This window comes from Streptomyces sp. NPDC039424, assembly GCF_055639495.1.
Genome location: NZ_JBVKAI010000006.1, coordinates 356,390 through 373,647, shown reverse-complemented (window position 1 = coordinate 373,647; position 17,258 = coordinate 356,390). Strand labels below are relative to the sequence as shown.

Sequence of the window (17,258 nt, the reverse complement as noted above, 5' to 3'; positions counted from 1 at the left end):
GCACAGGCGGCGCGCGGATTCGGGTGAACCACCAGGTCCAAGATCCCCTCTACCAGGGCGACCTACCAGACTCTCAGGAGATCGGAGACAGCCCCATGCGCCTGTTCACCCCCCACAGATCCGCGGTGCGCCGCACGGCCGCCGCCGTCGTCGCGGCCGGCGCCGCACTCGGGCTCACCGCCGTGTCGACCGGGACGGCCGACGCGGCCCCGTCGGCGCACCCCGGCCGCCCGGCCAGCCCCATCATCGGCGGCAGCCAGGCACCCGTCGGCGCGTACCCGTTCATGGCGGCCCTGCTGTCGAAGGGTCAGGGCAAGCCGCAGGACCGGCAGTTCTGCGGCGGCAGCCTGCTCGACGCGCAGATCGTCATGACGGCCGCGCACTGCGTCGTCGGTGAGGAGCCCCGGCAGCTGGAGACGGTCGTCGGCCGGACCGTGCTGTCGAAGAAGAACCAGGGCCACCTGCGCAACGTCACCGAAATAGTCGTCCACCCCCGTTACACCAGGGGGCAGGAGGCGTACGACGTCGCGTTCCTGATGCTGGACAAGCCCGTCACCGGCATCGCCCCGGTCCACCTGCCGACCGTGGGCACGGACGCGCTGATCCGCCCGGGTGCGAAGGCCACGGTCATCGGCTGGGGCAACACCGACACCGAGGTGACGAACTACCCGGACCGGCTGCGCACGGTGGATGTCCCGATCGTGTCGCACATCGAGTGCAAGGCGTCGTACGAGAGCTACGACAAGAAGGTCAACGTCTGCGCGGGCGTCGAGGGCAAGGACTCCTGCCAGGGTGACAGCGGCGGACCGATGTTCCGCAAGCTGCAGGGCCGCCGCGGGGTGTACCAGGTGGGCGTCGTGTCCTACGGCGACGGCTGCGCCGAGCAGGGCGCTCCCGGCGTGTACACGTACACCGGTTCGGCCAAGCTGTGGGACACGATGGGCGAGTCCGCGAAGGGCAGGAAGGTGAAGCGGCTGCTCGGCCGCTGAAGCCGGTGAAGCAGTCCCTGTGGCCCCGAGGACGCGGGGGCACAGGGACTGTCCCACGGTCACCGTCCCGGCGCCCCCGCGCGCAGGCCGTCCATGACGAGGTCCAGGAGGCGGGTGGCGCGTTCCTGCCAGTCGTCGCGGGGATCGATCTGCCAGAGCCCGGCGATGGCCAGGAGGAAGTCGTCCGCGGTCACTCCGGGGCGGATGGTGCCGGATTCTTGGCCGGCGCGCAGCAGGAGTTCGGCCGCGGCGGTCACCGGGGTGTGGGGCGGCTTGGCGGGCCCCCCGGGCGTGCTCGTCGCCTGGCGTATCGCGTCGGCCAGGCCGACCTTGGTCAGGGCGAACTCGGCGAGCCGGTCCATCCACGCGCGCAGGGCCTGATCGGGTGCCCGGTCCGCGAGCAACTGGGCCGCGCTGTCGGCGACCTGCCGCATCTCATGGCGGTAGATCTCGAGGACGAGCGCCTCGCGGTTGGGGAAGTTGCGGTAGAAGGTGCCCTGTCCGACGCCCGCCTTCTTGGCGATCATGTTGAGGGGGGCGTCGGCGTTCCGTGTCAGCTCGGTCAGGGCGACCTCCAGGATGCGCTCACGGTTGCGTTGCGCATCCGAGCGCAGGGGTGCGTCCTTCTTCTGCTGCACTCGTCCTCCTCGAGGGCTCGTGGCCGAACCCCGTCCTTGCTAAGCGGACAGCTGTCCGTTACGTTGGGCTGGTAGCGGACAGCTGTCCGGTTGAGTTCACCATAGCCGTGGACGCGGCCGGGCCGCAGTGCGGCCGCCCATCCTCCGACACCTGATCCGTCCGGCCATCGGACCGTCCTGTCTGTTCCGGAAAGCGAAAGAAGCTGCTCATGGCGTTATCGGCGTCCAGCGACATCATCCTGAACGTCAACGGCGAGAAGTACCCGCTGTCCGTCGACCACCGCACCACCCTGCTCGACGCTCTGCGCGAGCGGCTCGACCTGACCGGCACCAAGAAGGGCTGCGACCAGGGGCAGTGCGGCGCCTGCACCGTCCTGGTGGACGGACGCCGGGCCGTGGCCTGCCTGCAGCTGGCGGTGGCGGCCGAGGGGCGTGAGATCACCACCATCGAAGGCGTGGCCGAGGGCGAGCGACTGCATCCGGTACAGCAGGCCTTCCTCGATCTGGACGGCTTCCAGTGCGGCTACTGCACACCGGGACAGATCTGTTCGGCGATCGGCGTGATCGAGGAGCACGCGGCCGGCTGGCCGAGCGCCGTCACCGACGACCTCAGGCCCGAAGCAGGTCCGCCACCGCTGTCCGCCGACGAGATCCGGGAACGGATGAGCGGCAACCTGTGCCGCTGCGGAGCATATGTGTCGATCGTCGAGGCGGTCGCCCGGGCGGCCGCGACCGGGGCGGACCGGTCTGCCGCGGCGCGGGCCGGTGCCGACGCGGAGAAGGGGGAGAGCGCGGCATGAAGGAGTTCGACTATGCGAGGGCGTCCGACGTCGCCGGCGCGGTCGCCCTGCTCGGCGCCGATCCCGACGCGCGCTTCCTCGGCGGGGGCACCAACCTCGTCGATCTGATGAAGGCCGGCGTCGAACGTCCCGACCGGCTCATCGACGTACGAGACCTTCCACTGGCCCGCATCGAACCGACCGACGCAGGCGGACTGCGCATCGGTGCGACCGTCACCAACAGCGACCTGGCCACCCACCCCGAAGTCCGGCGCCGCTACCCGGCGTTGGCGCAGGCGGTGCTGGCCGGTGCGTCGGGGCAGCTGCGCAACATGGCCACGGTCGGCGGGAACCTGCTGCAGCGCACCCGCTGCGGCTACTTCACCGACGTGACCAAGCCGTGCAACAAGCGTGTCCCCGGCAGCGGTTGCCCCGCCACAACAGGCGAGCACCACAACCACGCGATCCTGGGCGCGACCGACCACTGCGTGGCCGTACATCCCTCGGACATGGCCGTCGCGCTGACCGCCTTCGACGCCGTGGTCCACTACGAAACCGCCGACGGCCCCGGCGAGTTGCCGATCGGCGCGTTCTACCTGCCCGTCGGCGACACCCCGCACCGCGAAACCGCCCTGCCGCCGGGCGCCCTGATCACCGGCGTCACACTGCCGCCCGCCCCGGTCGCCGCCCGCTCGCGCTACCGCAAGGTACGGGAACGCGCCTCGTACGCGTTCGCCATCGGCGCGGTCGCCGCCGCGATCGACGTCCGTGACGGAGTCGTCCAGGACGTGCGCCTGGCCTTCGGGGCGGTCGCCTCCCGTCCCTGGCGCGCCACCGCGGCCGAAGCGGTACTGACCGGCGCGCCGGCCGACGCCGAGACCTTCGCCGCCGCGGCAGCCGCCGAGCTGGCGGCCGCACGGCCCCTGCCGCACAACGGATACAAGGTGGCCCTGATGCGCAACCTCGCCGTGGCCGTGCTTGCCGAACTCGCCGAGGAGGCCACCCGATGACCACCCTCACCACCGGGACCACCGGCACCAGGACGTCGAGGCCCGCCACCGGCACCCCGCACACCCGCGTGGAGGGCCGGGACAAGGTCACCGGAACGGCCCGCTACGCGGCGGACATACCCTTCGCCGAACTCGCACACGGCTGGCTGGTGTTGTCCACGATCGCCCGCGGGCGCATCCGCGCGATCGACACCGCTCCCGTCCTCGCCATGCCGGGCGTCCTCACCGTCCTCGACCACCGCAACGCCCCGCGGGTCGACACCGACTACACCACCCTGCTCGGCACGCGGCCGGACCCGACCTGCGCCGTCTTCCAGCACGACCGGGTACCGCACCTGGGCTGGCCGGTGGCGCTCGTCGTCGCCGAGACACCCGAGCAGGCCAGGGAGGCGGCCGAGGCGCTCGTGGTGCACTACGAACAGCAGCCGCACGACGTCGAGTTCATCGGTGAACACCCCGACGCCTACCCCCTGGACGGCCATATGCCGGCGGTGACGGGCAAGGGAGACCTCGAGTCCGAACTCGCCGCGTCCGCCGTCGTCCTGGACGCCGAGTACACCACCCCCGAAGAGCACCACAACCCGATGGAACCGCATGCGGCGACGGCCCGCTGGGACGACGGCCGACTCGAAGTCGTCGACTCCAACCAGGGCGCCACCTGGGTCGTGGGCGAACTCGCCCACCTCTTCTCGCTCGATCCCGCCGCGGTCCGCGTACGCTCCGAACACGTCGGCGGCGGCTTCGGCAGCAAGGGCGTCCGCGCCCACCAGGTGGCCGCCGTGATGGCCGCGACGGCCCTGCGACGCCCGGTCCGCGTCGTCCTGACCCGCCGCCAGATGTTCTCGCTGGCGGGCTACCGCAGCCCCACCTCCCAGCGGATCAGGCTCGGTGCCGACGCCGACGGGCGGCTGCGTGCACTGGAACACCGCTCCCTGAGCCTGACCTCCACCGTGTACGAGTTCGTCGAGCCCGCCGCCGGGGTGCCACGGACCATGTACGACGCCGATGCCCATCACACGGCCAACCGCATCGTACGGCTCGACGTACCGAGCCCGACCTGGATGCGCGCGCCGGGCGAGGCGCCGGGGTCGTTCGCCCTGGAGGCCGCGCTCGACGAACTCGCCGAGCAATGCGGCGTCGACCCCATCGAACTGCGCCTGCGCAACGAACCCGAGCAGGGGCCGGTCTCCGGCCTTCCGTTCGCCGGCCGCAATCTGCGCGCCTGCTTCCAGGAGGGCGCCCGCAGGTTCGGCTGGGCGGACCGGGACCCACGCCCCGGCCGGCGCCGCGACGGACGCTGGCTTCTCGGCACCGGCACGGCGGCGGCATCCTTCCCGGCCGGTGCCGCGCCCTCCACGGCGGCGGTGACCGCCCAGGCGGACGGCACCTTCACCGTGCGGATCGCCGCGGCGGACATCGGCACCGGCGCCCGGACCGCCCTCACTCTGGTCGCGGCGGACGCGCTGGACGTGACGCCGGACCGGGTCCGGGTACGCATCGGGGACAGCGACTTCGGACCCGCGATGATCGCCGGCGGCTCCATGGGCACCCGCTCCTGGGCCTGGGCCGTCACGGCGGCGGCCGGCGAACTGCGCGAGCGGCTCGCCCTGGACACCGGCATTCCCCCGGAGGGCATCACGGTGCGGTCGGACACCACCGCCGCCATCGGGGCCCTCACGCAGAAGGAACGCCACTCCTTCGGGGCGCAGTTCGCCGAGGTGGCCGTGGACGTCACCACCGGTGAGGTGCGCGTGCGGCGCATGCTCGGCATCTTCGCGGCGGGCCGGATCATCAACCCGCTCACCGCGCGCGGCCAGTTCGTGGGCGGCATGATCTGGGGCATCTCCATGGCCCTGCACGAGGAGGCGGTCCGGGACCCGGCCTTCGGCGGCCAGGTCGGTGCCGACCTCGCGGGCTATCACGTGGCCACGCATGCCGACGTGCCGCTCGTCGAGGCGGACTGGGTGGACGACCCGGACCCCGACGACCCGGTCGGCATCAAGGGCATCGGGGAGATCGGCATCGTGGGCGCCGCGGCGGCCATCGCCAACGCGGTCTGGCACGCGACCGGCGTACGGCACCGGAGCCTGCCCATCCGTCCGAGTCGCGTCCTGCCCGCCGATCCCGGTGGAGGAGCACCGGATGCTTGACATCGCCGGGGAGTTGCACGGCTGGATGGAGGAGGGCCGCGGCTTCGCCGTCGCCACGGTGGTGTCCGTCACCGGCAGCGCACCGCGCGGCCCCGGCGCCGCGCTCGCCGTCGACAGCTCCGGCACCGTCGTCGGCTCCGTCTCCGGGGGCTGTGTGGAAGGCGCGGTGTACGACCTGTGCCTCCAGGCACTCCACGCCGGTGAGAGCGTCACCGAACGGTTCGGCTACAGCGACGAGGACGCCTTCGCCGTAGGGCTGACCTGCGGCGGCACCATCGACGTCCTGATCACGCCGGTCGGCGCCGGAGCACCCGCCGGGGCGGTGCTCCGCTCGGCGCTGTCGGCCGCCGTCCGGGGCGAGCCCACCGCCCTCGCCCAGGTCGCCCGAGGCCCGGCCGAACTCCTGGGCAGGGCCGTGCTGGTGCGCCCCGACGGCACGTACGAGGGCGGTCTCGGCGGCCACGAGGACCTGGACCGCTCGGCACGGGCCAGTGCCCGGGCGATGCTGGAGACCGGGCGCACCGGCACGGTCGAGCTCTCGGGGGACGGCTCGTACTGCCCCGGCGGGCTCACGCTGCTGGTCGAATCGAACGTGCCGCCGCCCCGAATGATCGTCTTCGGGGCGATCGATTTCGCCGCCGCGCTGGTGCGTGCGGGCAAGTTCCTCGGTTACCACGTGACCGTCTGCGACGCCCGGCCCGTCTTCGCCACGCGGGCCCGCTTCCCCGAAGCCGACGACATCGTCGTCGACTGGCCGCACCGCTATCTGCGGCGCACCGGCACCGACGGCCGTACGGTGCTCTGCGTGCTCACCCACGACGCGAAGTTCGACATACCCCTTCTCCAGGCGGCTCTGGGGATGCCGGCCGCGTTCATCGGCGCGATGGGTTCACGCCGCACCCACGAGGAACGCAACCGGCGGCTGCGCGAAGCCGGGGTGAGCGAACGGCAGTTGGCCCGGCTGAGGTCCCCGATCGGGCTCGACCTCGGCGCCCGCACACCGGAGGAGACCGCCCTGTCGATCGTGGCGGAGGTCATCGCGGCCCGGCGAGGAGGCACGGGGGTTCCGCTGACCGGCTCCGACTCGCCGATTCACCATGACCGGGAGAGCGTGGCGGCACCGGGGCCGTCCGAGGTGCGGAACGCGTCGTGACCGGGCGAGGCGCCGCCGGATTCGGGGTCGGCCGGGCATCGTCCTGAGGGGGCGGGGCGGCCGGATTCGAACCGGCGTCCTCCGAGATGCTGTCGCGGCGCACTACCTCTGTGCTACGACCCCGCCCTGCTCGCGATCATAGGCTCCAACTCCCCAGTCGGCCAAGGCGTTTTGACGCGACACCCCCTACCGCTCCCCCAGCAACCCCCTGCACGGCGGTCACCGGCCCCCGGACCGCCGCCGAACGCCCCTGCCAGGTCCTCGCCCCCGGCGAGTCTGTGGACGACCACAGAACCAACCGGCAGGAGGCATTACATGCGTCGTCCACTCGTCGCCGCGGCCGTGACGTCCGCCGCTCTCACTCTGTGCACCGTGGCCGCCTCACCGGCCACGGCGGTACCCGCCGACAAGAGCCAGGTACTGGCCAGTTGGACCCAGACCAGCGCGAGCAGCTACAACACCTGGGCCGCCGCCCGCGCCAACCAGGGCTCCTGGAGCGCCTACGCCTTCAACTGGAGCACCGACTACTGCTCCACGTCCCCCGACAACCCCTTCGGCTTCCCCTTCCAGATGTCCTGTGCCCGGCACGACTTCGGCTACCGCAACTACAAGGAAGCAGGCACCTTCGCCGCCAACAAGGCACGCCTGGACAGCGCCCTCTACGCCGACCTGAAGAGAGTCTGCGCGGCCTACAGCGGCGTCAAGCTGACCTCGTGCAACGCACTCGCCTGGACCTACTACCAGGCCGTCGACAAACTCGGCAGCTGACGGGCGGCGGAGCATGCGCCGAACTGCCCGGACGGCCGGGCAGTTCGGCGACGCGGACGGCACGCGCGGTGCCGGTCAGGTGTTGCTCGTCATCCGAACTGGCCGGGCTGGTAGTCGCCCGCGGGCTGCTGGACGATGACGTTCATGCGGTTGTAGGCGTTGATGAGGGAGATGAGGGCCACCAGGGCGGCGAGCTGCTCCTCGTCGTAGTGCTTGGCGGCGTTCGCCCAGGCCTCGTCCGTGACACCGCCGGCCGCGTCGGCGATGCGGGTGCCCTGCTCCGTCAGCTCCAGGGCGGCGCGCTCGGCGTCGGTGAACACCTTGGCCTCCCGCCAGGCCGCGACCAGGTTGAGGCGCGTCGAGGTCTCCCCGGCGTGCGCGGCGTCTTTGGTGTGCATGTCGGTGCAGAAGCCGCAGCCGTTGATCTGGCTGGCGCGGAGCTTCACCAGTTCCTGCGTCGCGGCCGGCAGGGTCGAGTCCGAGACCGCCTTGCCTGCCGAGTTGATGTACCTCAGGAACTTGGCGGCGACCTGGCTGCCGAAGAGGTTCAAGCGAGCGTTCATGGTGGACTCCTCTGTGGCGCTGTGTGTGCTTACACCTCCCTGACGGAACGGATCGGCGACATGTGACAGGCCGGCACCGGCCGGTTTCGGCCGAACCGGTCGCCGCCCCGACGGACGGCGACCGGTGGTGGACTACTTGGAGCTGTCGACGCCGACCGTGAGGGTCGCCTTGTATCCGTCCGACACGCTGGAGCCCAGCGCCGTCAGGGCCAGCAGACCGGACGAGGCACCACCGTCGTCGTAGATGCTGTCGTCCTCGAGCAGGGTCTCCTTCGTGGTGTTGTCCGAGTACGGCGAGATGGCCTGGATCTCCGCGTTGATGTCCGGGTCGAAGAACAGCTGGCCGGTGTGGATGATCTCGCCGCCGGTGTACGAGTCGTCGGTGAGCGTGACGTCCGTGTGCACTCGCATATGGACGTGGACCGCACGGGACACGTAGTGGCCGGGCCAGATCGAGGTGATCGAGCACTGGCCGTTCTCGTCGGTCGTCTGCCCGCCGCGCAGGAACGTACCGTTGTCCTCCTCGTCGTGACCGTTGCCGCCGACGAATCCGGAGTACTCGCCGAGCGAGTCGCAGTGCCAGATCTCGACGAGCGCGTCGGCCAGCGGCGCGCAGTCGTTCGCGGTGTCGACGACCGTGAAGGTGTACTGGACCTCGACGCCCTCCTTGTCCTCCCTGATGTCCTCGCGGACGAGGGCGCCGTCGAGGGAGTAGGGACCCTCGGTGACCTCGGCGTTCAGGGTGCACACGGTGGTGGTGGCGGTCGCCGGGGCGGAGGCCGAGGCCTTGGTCTGCGGCTGCGTGTCGGCAACCGTGTCGGCAGAGGCGAGCCCGGCCGCCGCGAGGCCGCCGGCGACGGCGATGGTGCCGCCACCGATGAGGACGCGACGCCGCTGGACGCCCTTGTCCCGGCGGTGCTTGGCGGGCTGGTTCCCCGCCTCGTGCTGCTGGTGGTGCTCAGAGTTTCCCGTCATGGGCATGAAAGTTAGGGGCGAATCTGAGGAAAGCCTTGATGTGCGGCTGTGAATAGGTTGGGGATCTAAGCCTCAACTCACGGTGTTTCCAGGGCGGTTGGCGCGCAACCCCCGCATCCCCCTTACGCCACCCGCCCGCCCGGGCGGGAAGAGTCTGCCGGGGCGGGCGGGTGGGACGACAAGCCTCTCAGTCCCCCAGCAGGGATCCGGTGGAGACCTCGTCGCGGCTCATCCAGCCACTGTTGCGGGCTGCTTTCGTGCAGGAAGGGACTCTCGTCACCAGACGGCGGTGCTGACCGAGGAGGTTCACGTCCCAGTACTTGTCGTCGTAGCCGATACCGAGCGCCACGACGTCCCGGTTCATCAGGGCCTTGTGGAAACCGTTGTGCGGGTCCGGGTCGGTGGCCATGTCCGCGAAGAATCCGTCGTGGTCGTAGCCGTGGAACATGTACTCCATGATGTAGGAGGAGAAGATGTGGGCGTCGCTGAGCCGCGTCCGCTGGCTCTTGCCGTCGCTGCCGGTCGAGGTGAGCTCGCCCGTCTTGGCCATGTCCCGTGCGTGGCTCTTGGCCACATCTGACGCGACGTCGGAGACGAGCAGCAAGGGCAGGCGTTCATCGGCCCGTTCCTTGTTGATCTCGCACACGATCCAGTCGACGTTCGGGTAGTACTCGCGCTGCGACACAGCCTCTTCTCGTCCGGCCGGCTGCACCGGGGCGGGGGCCGCAACGGCCTGTACCGGAGTGAGCGGTCCGAATAGGGCGGTCGCCGCAACCGAAACCGCCGCCATCGCCAAGCGATTCACGTTGACACCTCTCTGCGGAGCGCACCGAACCGACTGGCCGGGCGACAGGAGTGTGCCCACCCGACCAGACGTCGGCACGGGGGATGAGCCAACGTCACTCGGACGAACCAGGCCCTCGGCCTCGTACGGGCGGTGTACATCGGGATGGCGTCAGTCGCCGATGGACCCGATCACCGTGCAGAAGTTGCCGGCGTTCGACTCGTAGTCGCCGCCGACCGCGCCGACGGCGGGAGCGTAGAGGGCGCCGCCGTGGAACGACTGGTCGCACTTCACGGACTGGAAGTTGCCGATGGTGATGCCGAACGGGTTCGGGTCCTTGTGGTCGTGGTCGCCGTTGGCGCTGGCGACGCCTCCGCCGGCCAGGCCGAGACCGCCGACAGACTTTTTCGGACAATCCGCCCAGTCGACTGCATCCGGAAACCACACTCCGCTGCTGGTGTGGATCAGCGGGTCAGGCCGCCGAGGGCCGGATGTTCTGGTTGAGGCGGAACAGGTTCGTGGGATCGTAGGTGTCCTTGACCCTCACGAGCCGCTCGTGGACCGCGTCCGGGTACGAGGCGCGCACCTTGTCCTCGGCGGCGTCACCGGTGAAGTTGACGTACATGCCCCCGTGGCCGTGACGCGCGATCTCCTTGCGGGTGTCACGGGCCCAGGTGACATGCAAGTCGAAGCCCGACGCGTCGGGGGAACGCGCGATCACGTTGCACAGGACGCCCGGCTCCCGCTGGCTGAAGGCCGTGGCCTCGGCGGGCACGCGGGCGTGGGCACCGCCCAGTTGGTGCAGATGCAGCTCGCTGAAGGGCGTGGGTGTCGTCTTGTGGCGCCGCAGCACGGTGTCGATCGCGGCGTCGGACGGCTCGATGAACGCCGACGTGAAGTAGTTGTGGGCGCCGGCCGTCCACATCGGGTCGAGCAGTGACTGCATGGCCGTGTACGGCATCGGGCCCATCAGGTCGGCGATGGGAGTGCCCAGCGTGCGCAGCGGGCCGACGGCCGCTTCGCCGGCCGCGGGGTCTCCCGCGTACATGCCGGCCAGGACCACCACACGGGTGCCGTGGACTTCCGGGGGCAGGAACGGCAGCGGGGGCGCGGTCGTCAGGACGACCATGGTGGTCAGTTCGTCGGGCATGCGTCCGGTCAGCTCGCGCCAGCCCATGACCACCTGCCGGGCCTCGTCGAGGGGGTAGAAGATCAGGCCTGCCAGCACCTGCGGCCCGACCAGATGCAGCTGGTACTCGAGCGAGGTCACGACACCGAAGTTGCCGCCGCCACCGCGCAGGGCCCAGAACAGCTCGGCGTGCTCTCGCGGGTCCGCGTGTACGACGCGGCCGTCGGCGGTGACTACCTCGGCCGCCGTCAGGTTGTCGGAGGTCAGTCCGTGGCGCCGCAGGAGCCAGCCCACGCCGCCGCCGAGAGTGAAACCGGAGATGCCGGTCGTGGAGACCAGGCCGCCGGGCACGGCGAGACCGAAGGCCTGGGTCTCGTGGTCGAGGTCGCCCCAGGTCAGGCCGGCCTGGGCGACCACCCGGCGCTTCACGGGATCCACGAAGGCGCCCTTCATCGGTGACAGGTCGATGACGATGCCGCCCTCGCAGGTCGAGAACCCCGCGATACTGTGCGCGCCGCCGCGCACGGCGACGAGCAGACCCTGGCTGCGTGCGAACTCGACGGCGCGGATCACGTCCGCGGTCCCGGCGCAGCGCACGATCAGGGCCGGGTGCTTGTCGTGGGCCGCGTTCCAGACCGCCCGGGCCTGGTCGTAGGCGGCGTCGTCAGGGCGCACGACGGTGCCGCGCAGGCCTGCCTCCAGTTCGGTGATGGTGGCGTCCCCCAGGACGCCCGTTGCCGCGTCGATCGACATGGTCGGCTCCTCGGTGTGAGTGCTTGCGCTTATGTTCAAGGACCGTAGGCAGTGCCTCTTAGCACTCACTCAGCAGCCGCTTCGGCCGGTGGGCGCCGGAGACACCGTGCGCCGCAGAGCGGCCTGGCCGCGTACGTCGCCGAGCTGGGCGAAGAGGTCACCGGCCCGGGCGGCGGACGCCTCGGCGGCGTCGCGCTCGCCCGTCTGCCGCAGCAGCCGCGCCAGCATGAGGGCGACCCATCCGGCGGCGGAGGGCGACCCGGCGACGTGCTCCAGACGCTGGGCGCGGGTCAGCAGCGTGCGGGCTCGCGCGGGGGCACCCGCGGACCGGGCCACGAGCCCGAGGTGGAGCAGGCTGTTGGTGATGCCTGGGATGTCGTCGGTCTCCTCGAAGCCCGCGAGGGCACGGGCGATGGTGGCCCGCGCGTTCTCGGTGTCCCCGGTGGCCAGGTGGAGCAGGCCGAGGCAACCGAGGGTGATGCCCTCCGCCCGGCGGTCGCCGAGTCGGCGCCTGATCGCCAGTGCCGCGTCGAGGTACTCCCGTGCCGCGTCGTGGTCGCCCCGGCCGCGGTGGATGTTGCCGAGCGTGTTGAGGGCCAGGGACTCCCCGTGCGGGTCGGCGAGTGTGCGGAAGCAGTCGGCGCCGCGCTCGGCCGCTGTCGTGGCGGCGGCGATGTCGCCCTCCAGACGGGTCGCCCACGCGAGATTCGTCAGGAGGTAGCCGCGTGCCCGGGACGGGCCGACCGTGCGTCCGGCGAGCACCGTCTCCTCGAAGAACAGCGAAACCTGCCCGGCCTCGTCCTCCTCGACCGTGTATCCCGGTGTCATGACCGGGAAGAACGGGCGGCTGTCCGCCGCGACCTCCTCCAGCAGGCGCAGACTCTCCGCACAGGCCTCGCGGGCCACCGTGCCCTCGCCCCGGCAGACGGCCCAGACGCCGTCGAGGTGCGCGGCGGCGGCGAGGACCGAGGGTTCGCCCGTGTCACGGGCCAGATCGCGGGCCTGGGCCAGAGCGGTACGGGCGCGGTCCCATGTGCCGCGCATCCAGAGCAGAACCGCCTGCTGGTAGCAGGCGTACGCCAGCGCCGCCGGGTCCGGCCGTCGCTGATGGATCCCCACGATCTGCGCGGCGATGTCCTCCAGCGGGGATCCGTCCCCCAGGCGGATCGCCAGCACGGCCCGCCCCATCAGCGCCCTCGCACGCTGCGGTGTGGGCTCCGGCGCGGCGGCCAGGGTGTCGTCGAGCCAGCGCCGGCCCTCGGCCAGGCGCCCGCGTTCGGGCCAGAACGAGCGCAGCGCGACCGCCAGCCGCAGCGCCCTGTCCGGTTCGTGGCGCAGGAACGAGCGCAGCGCGGCACGGAGGTTGTCGTAGTCGGCCTCCAGCTCCAGCGAGGTCGCCCCGCAGACTCCGGTGGGCGGCTCGCGGTCCCGCGCCTCGGCGAGTTCCAGGTAGTAGCGCCGGTGCCTGGCCTCGGTCGCCGCCAGTTCCCCGGTGGCCCGCAGGCGCTCCGCGGCGTACTGGCGGATCGTCTCCGGCAGCCGGTAGCGGGCCTCGTCCTGCCGGGGCTCCACCCACACCAGGGATTTGTCGGCGAGCCGGCCGAGAAGGTCCAGTACGGGGGTGCGGTGGGGGCCGTCGGCGCACACCTCCTCGGCGGCGGCCAGCGAGAACCCGCCCGCGAAGACCGCGAGCCGGCGGAACAGGCGCCGTTCCTCCTCGTCGAGCAGCCGGTGGCTCCACTCCAGGGTGGCCAGGAGTGTCTCCTGGCGGGTCACGCCGCGCCGGCTGCCCCGGCCGAGCAGGACCAGGGCGTCGTCGAGCCGTTCGGCGATCTGGCGCGGGGCCAGCACCGGCACCCGGGCCGCCGCCAGCTCCAGGGCCAGGGGCATTCCGTCGAGCCGGAAGCAGATCTGGGCCACAGCCGCCGCGTTCTCCGAGGTCAGCCGGAATCCGGGGGCCGCGTCGGCGGCCCGTTCCACGAACAGTCGCACGGAGGCGAAACGGCCCAGTTCCGCCACGGACGGAAGCCGGCGCGGATCCGGCAGACCCAGGGACGGCACCCTGAAGGTGCGTTCCCCGTAACTGCGCAACGGCTCCCGGCTGGTCGCGAGCACGGCGACGTCCGGGCAGCGGGTGATGACCTCCGAGGCCAGGGTGGCGCACGCGTCGACCAGGTGCTCGCAGTTGTCCAGCACCAGCAGCATGTCCCGGCCGGCGAGCTGTGCCAGCAGCGCTTGCCGGGTCCCGCCGGACGGCGGGAGTTGCAGCCCGAGGGCCGCGGCGACCGCCTCGGGGACGAGGTGCGGCTCCGTCAGCGCGGCGAGGTCCACGAACCACGCCCCGTCCCGGAAGCGGTCGCCGCGACGGGCCGCCACGGCGAGCGCGAGCCGGGTCTTGCCACAGCCTCCGGCCCCGGTGAGGGTCAGCAGCCTGCTCCGCCCGAGCAGCCTCTCCACCTCGGCCATCTCGCGCTCCCTGCCGACGAGGGCGGTCACCGGAGTCGGCAGATTGTGCCGCGGCGCGTCCGGCCGCTGCTCCGCGGCGTCGACCGAGTCGGCCAGCAGGAGACGGAAGAGGCGACGCGTCTGCGGGTCGGGATCGGCGCCGGTGTCACGGCGCAGCGCGTCCCGCAGACGCTCGTACACGCCGAGCGCTTCCCGGCGCCGCCCCGCGTCGGCCAGCGCCCGCATCAGTGCCCGGTGGCCGGGCTCGTCCAAGGGGTCCTGGGCGACCAGGGACCGCAGTACGTCAATGGCCTCGGTCGTGCGGTGATCGCGCCCCAGCGCCTCGGCCAGCCCCAGCCTGAGCGCCGTGCGCCGCGTCTCCAGCTCCGCCGCCGCCTCGCCCGCCCACGGCTCGTAACGGTCCTCGGGCAGCAGCCCGGGATCGGCCAGGCTGAGCGCGGCACGGTAGTCCGCCGCCCCGCCGCTGTCCGAGGCCCTCCGTGCCGCCTCGTCGAGTTCGTCGAGGTCGATCCGCACGCCGCCGTCGGGACCGAGCAGCACCATGTCGTCACGGAGCACCACGATGTCGCCCGGCGCCCCCGTGGAGGCCAGCGCACGCCGCACGGCGTGCAGCACCTGGTGCAGGTTGTTCGACGCGGCCGCCTGGTCCAGGTCCGGCCACAGCAGGTCGTAGAGCCGCTCCCGGTGCATCCGGTGGCCCGGTGACAGGCACAGCAGTTTCAGCAGGCTCCGGGCCTTGCGCAGCCGCCAGGCCCCGGCGGCGACCGGGCGGTCCTCCACCGCCACGGCGAACCCGCCGAGGAGCCGGATGCGCACCTCATCGGCCATGGCTGCCCTCACGAGCAGGCTACCGGCCTGACCGGATCCACGCGTTCGCAAGCAGACCGGGGAGCTACGGTGCCGGCCCGCACACCCCAGGGCACGGCGGCCGGCACGACGCGAGCACCCGCGACCGACAGGCCGGGGCGAGCGTCGGGCAGGTCCAGCGGTTCCCGCCCTGCGGCGGGCCCCCACGTGCCTGGCCCGCCGTCACGCCGACGCCGCAGCTTCGTCGGGCCGAAGGCCGTGGATGCGTCGTTCTGGCCCGGAAGTGAGGGAAACCCTGAACGTACGCCAGGGCTGGGTTAGCCTCGTCCTCTTGGAGGCGAACTGACGTACGTCGAAAATCACTTCGGGGGTACCGTGTCAGAACAGCGGCCGGTGCCACCGGACTCGGCGACGGTCGAGGCAGCCGCGCTGCGGCGGACCGGTGCCTCACCTCTGCGCCCCGGTGATCCTGACCAGGTCGGCCCCTATGTGCCGCTGGGGCTGCTCGGAAGCGGCGGTATGGGACGTGTCTATCTGGGGCGTCCCGTGGACGGCAGCCCCGGCCTGGTCGCGGTGAAGGTGATCAGGCCGGAGTACGCGGAGGACGCCAGGTTCCGGCGCCGGTTCGAGCGCGAGGCGTCGGTGCACGCCCGGCTCCGTACGCCGCGCACACCGAGACTGTGCGGCACGGGTTTCCGGGACGAACTGCTGTGGATGGCCACCGAGTACCTTCCGGGGCTGGATCTCGCGGAGGCCGTGCGCGACGGCGGCGCCTTGGAGGCGGCCACGGTCTGGCGGCTGACGGCCGAACTGGGGCGGGCGCTCGCCGAGCTGGCCGCGGCGGGGATCGTGCACCGGGACCTGAATCCGTCCAACGTGCTGTTGTCCGTCCGGGGCGCGCATGTGATCGACTTCGGCATCTCGAAGGCCGTGGACGCGAGCGCGATCACCGGCACGGGCAACCGGGTGGGCACTCCGGCCTACATGTCGCCGGAACACCTGAGGACGGGCCGATCCGACACGGCGTCGGATGTGTTCTCGCTGGCCGGGACGCTGGTCTACGCGGCGGCCGGACGGGCTCCGTTCGGCGACGGCACCGGTGTCGACGTGATGCACCGGGTCGCGTTCGAGGAGCCGGATCCGGAGCTGATCGGCGCGATCTCGTCGGCGGACGCGGCACTCGGCGCCCTGCTGTCGGCCTGCCTGGCCAAGGAGCCCGAGCGGCGCCCCACCCCGCAGGACCTGATGGACGCGGCCGGGCCACGCGCCGGGACGTCCGGCTGGCCCGAGCCGCTGGGCGGCAACATCCTCGCCCGGCAGCGGGCGTACGAGGTGCTGGACCGCCTCCCCGCCGAACGGAGGGCACGCTTACGGCCCCCGGGCGGTCGGCCGGCGGCGCTGCCGTCGGAGCCGCCCGAGCGGACGAACCCCCGGAGCAGGCGGGCGCCGGCGGTCGCCACAGGTGTCGTCCTGTGCGCGGTGGCCGCCGGAATCTTCCTGTTCGTCCGTCAGGAAGCCCCCGCCACCGCACACTCTCCGCGTGCCGGTGTTACGGCCCCCGCCACCGCCGTGCCGGGCGATGCCTCGCCCACACCGGCGCCCGAGGACTCGGACGGGGCCTACGCCGAGGGCGTGTCCGGCAAGAGGGTCGGCACCGCCGCCGATGCCTCGACTCCCGCGGCCCCCGGTTCCACCGGCGGCCGGAAAGCCGTTCCCTCCGCCTCCGCCGCGGAGCCCAGCGCCCCCGCCGACGCCACCCCGTCCCCGAGCAGCCGAACCTCCGAACCCGCGTCCCCGCCCTGGATCTCCGACTGCACGTACTACTCCGGCAACGGGCGTACGCGCCAGGGGAACAGCGGCAAACGCGTGCTGCAGGTGCAGTGCATGCTGACGAAACGCGGGTACGGCCTGGGGGACGGCGGCGTGGACGGCGACTTCGGCCCCGGAACGGAGTCCGCGGTGCGGAGCTTCCAGAGCGACCAGGGGCTGAGCGCCGACGGAGTCGTCGGCCAGGAGACCTGGAGCGCGCTGCGTGGCACGGACTGAGGCTCTTACCGGCGCGGACGCTCGAAGGTCAGCAGCAGTCCCTCGACGGCTCCGGGGCCTACGCGGCCCTTGACGTCGGCGGAGGTGATGGCCTTGAGGCCCCAGCCGTCCTCGGCGTGCTTGTTCAGGACCTTCTCCAGCTTGTCGCTGTCCAGCGCGTCACCGATCAGCGACTCCCGGAAGGTGACGACCTTGTACTCGTACGTGTAGGCGTTGCTCATGGTGTGCGGAGCCCTCCTGCGAGCCGG

At 71.9% G+C, this 17,258-nt stretch carries 15 protein-coding genes and 1 tRNA gene; 7 read left to right on the top strand and 9 right to left on the bottom strand.

Annotation, left to right across the window (positions count from 1 at the left end; all coding sequences use genetic code 11):
- Positions 1–95 precede the first annotated feature (95 nt).
- Positions 96–989 (top strand): S1 family peptidase, encoded by an 894-nt coding sequence (locus ACZ7L0_RS18715; RefSeq protein WP_471243548.1) that lies wholly within the window; start codon positions 96–98, stop codon positions 987–989.
- A 59-nt stretch (positions 990–1,048) separates the two neighbouring features.
- Here the strand turns inward: ACZ7L0_RS18715 and ACZ7L0_RS18710 are convergent, their stop codons facing one another.
- Positions 1,049–1,627: a TetR/AcrR family transcriptional regulator gene (locus ACZ7L0_RS18710; protein WP_471243547.1), complete on the bottom strand. Its 579-nt coding sequence runs from the start codon at positions 1,625–1,627 to the stop codon at positions 1,049–1,051.
- 209 nt (positions 1,628–1,836) lie between these two features.
- On the opposite strand from ACZ7L0_RS18710, the gene ACZ7L0_RS18705 reads away from it, so the two are divergent.
- Genes ACZ7L0_RS18705 through ACZ7L0_RS18690 form a run of 4 tightly spaced genes read left to right on the top strand, consistent with a single transcriptional unit; the run spans position 1,837 to position 6,719 of the window.
- On the top strand, positions 1,837–2,427 hold the full coding sequence (locus ACZ7L0_RS18705) for a 2Fe-2S iron-sulfur cluster-binding protein (protein WP_471243546.1): 591 nt from the start codon (positions 1,837–1,839) through the stop codon (positions 2,425–2,427).
- The gene (locus tag ACZ7L0_RS18700; protein WP_471243545.1) at positions 2,424–3,416 is read left to right on the top strand and encodes an FAD binding domain-containing protein; all 993 of its coding nucleotides are present in this window, start codon (positions 2,424–2,426) and stop codon (positions 3,414–3,416) included. The genes ACZ7L0_RS18705 and ACZ7L0_RS18700 overlap by 4 nt, the downstream gene beginning before the upstream one ends.
- Positions 3,413–5,566, top strand: coding sequence for a xanthine dehydrogenase family protein molybdopterin-binding subunit (locus ACZ7L0_RS18695; protein WP_471243544.1), 2,154 nt, complete (start codon positions 3,413–3,415; stop codon positions 5,564–5,566). The genes ACZ7L0_RS18700 and ACZ7L0_RS18695 overlap by 4 nt, the downstream gene beginning before the upstream one ends.
- The gene (locus ACZ7L0_RS18690) at positions 5,559–6,719 is read left to right on the top strand and encodes an XdhC family protein (protein ID WP_471243543.1); all 1,161 of its coding nucleotides are present in this window, start codon (positions 5,559–5,561) and stop codon (positions 6,717–6,719) included. Before ACZ7L0_RS18695 ends, ACZ7L0_RS18690 begins: the two co-directional genes overlap by 8 nt.
- Before the next feature lie 50 nt (positions 6,720–6,769).
- Here the strand turns inward: ACZ7L0_RS18690 and ACZ7L0_RS18685 are convergent.
- Positions 6,770–6,844, bottom strand: a tRNA-Leu gene (locus ACZ7L0_RS18685).
- A 190-nt stretch (positions 6,845–7,034) separates the two neighbouring features.
- Between ACZ7L0_RS18685 and ACZ7L0_RS18680 the strand changes: the two genes are divergently transcribed.
- Positions 7,035–7,487, top strand: a complete 453-nt coding sequence (locus ACZ7L0_RS18680) for a phospholipase (RefSeq protein ID WP_471243542.1) — start codon at positions 7,035–7,037, stop codon at positions 7,485–7,487.
- Positions 7,488–7,576: 89 nt separating this feature from the next.
- Here ACZ7L0_RS18680 and ACZ7L0_RS18675 read toward each other — a convergent pair whose 3' ends face one another.
- The 6 genes from ACZ7L0_RS18675 to ACZ7L0_RS18650 all read right to left on the bottom strand — a co-directional run bounded on the left by ACZ7L0_RS18675 (position 7,577) and on the right by ACZ7L0_RS18650 (position 14,985).
- Positions 7,577–8,050 carry a carboxymuconolactone decarboxylase family protein gene (locus tag ACZ7L0_RS18675; protein ID WP_471243541.1) on the bottom strand — a complete coding sequence of 158 codons (474 nt, stop codon included), beginning with the start codon at positions 8,048–8,050 and terminating at the stop codon, positions 7,577–7,579.
- Between the two features lie 132 nt (positions 8,051–8,182).
- On the bottom strand, positions 8,183–9,025 hold the full coding sequence (locus ACZ7L0_RS18670) for an intradiol ring-cleavage dioxygenase (RefSeq protein WP_471243540.1): 843 nt from the start codon (positions 9,023–9,025) through the stop codon (positions 8,183–8,185).
- Between the two features lie 187 nt (positions 9,026–9,212).
- Complete coding sequence (locus ACZ7L0_RS18665) at positions 9,213–9,710, bottom strand: CAP domain-containing protein (protein WP_471243539.1); 498 nt, start codon at positions 9,708–9,710, stop codon at positions 9,213–9,215.
- Between the two features lie 270 nt (positions 9,711–9,980).
- Entirely contained in the window at positions 9,981–10,256 is a 276-nt protein-coding gene (locus tag ACZ7L0_RS18660; protein WP_471243538.1) for a hypothetical protein, read from the bottom strand.
- 25 nt (positions 10,257–10,281) lie between these two features.
- Entirely contained in the window at positions 10,282–11,691 is a 1,410-nt protein-coding gene (locus ACZ7L0_RS18655) for an FAD-binding oxidoreductase (protein ID WP_471243537.1), read from the bottom strand.
- 69 nt (positions 11,692–11,760) lie between these two features.
- Positions 11,761–14,985, bottom strand: coding sequence for a BTAD domain-containing putative transcriptional regulator (locus ACZ7L0_RS18650; RefSeq protein ID WP_471243536.1), 3,225 nt, complete (start codon positions 14,983–14,985; stop codon positions 11,761–11,763).
- Between the two features lie 354 nt (positions 14,986–15,339).
- On the opposite strand from ACZ7L0_RS18650, the gene ACZ7L0_RS18645 reads away from it, so the two are divergent.
- Positions 15,340–17,010, top strand: a complete 1,671-nt coding sequence (locus ACZ7L0_RS18645; protein ID WP_471243535.1) for a protein kinase domain-containing protein — start codon at positions 15,340–15,342, stop codon at positions 17,008–17,010.
- A gap of 5 nt (positions 17,011–17,015) precedes the next feature.
- Here the strand turns inward: ACZ7L0_RS18645 and ACZ7L0_RS18640 are convergent, their stop codons facing one another.
- Complete coding sequence (locus tag ACZ7L0_RS18640) at positions 17,016–17,231, bottom strand: DUF4177 domain-containing protein (RefSeq protein WP_471243534.1); 216 nt, start codon at positions 17,229–17,231, stop codon at positions 17,016–17,018.
- Between the last annotated feature and the right edge of the window lie 27 nt (positions 17,232–17,258).